The organism is Blautia intestinalis (assembly GCF_014297355.1).
Lineage (GTDB): Bacteria > Bacillota > Clostridia > Lachnospirales > Lachnospiraceae > Blautia_A > Blautia_A intestinalis.
In genome coordinates this window covers 1-527 of record NZ_JACOQE010000044.1, presented here as the reverse complement: position 1 = coordinate 527, position 527 = coordinate 1, and the positions used below count along the sequence as shown (strand labels likewise).

Sequence of the window (527 nt, the reverse complement as noted above, 5' to 3'; positions counted from 1 at the left end):
CGCCCGAAGTCAGTGACCTAACCGCAAGGGAGGAGCTGCCGAAGGCGGGACCGATGACTGGGGTGAAGTCGTAACAAGGTAGCCGTATCGGAAGGTGCGGCTGGATCACCTCCTTTCTAGGGAAAAAGTAGAGTATTGAATGTGTTTTACTGTCTAGTTATCAAAGATAACTTAAACTTTTCCGGTAGCGATGCGCTTAGGGGAAACACCCGTTCCCATCCCGAACACGACGGTTAAGACCTAAGCGGCCGATGGTACTGCACTGGAGACGGTGTGGGAGAGCAGGTGGCTGCCGGATCAAGAAAAAAACAACAGACAGGTGTCTGATGAATATAGAAGCTGGTTTTACCAGTGATATAAGAAGAAAAAGATTTTTCCTCTTATATGACTGATAAAAATTCAGTCAGCATCGTACCTTGAAAACTGCATACATGTAAATTTGATTAACTAATCAAATATCCTTGATATACAAACGTAAGATAGGAAGACATCGATAATTAATTTTATCAAAAGCAACGAGAATCAAA

The 527-nt window shown here is 43.3% G+C and carries 2 rRNA genes; both read left to right on the top strand.

The features are described 5' to 3' along the window. A 16S ribosomal RNA gene (locus H8Z79_RS16715) occupies positions 1-116 on the top strand; the annotation flags it as partial. 64 nt (positions 117-180) lie between these two features. Next, positions 181-298: ribosomal RNA gene (gene rrf, locus H8Z79_RS16710) — 5S ribosomal RNA — on the top strand. Positions 299-527 lie beyond the last annotated feature (229 nt).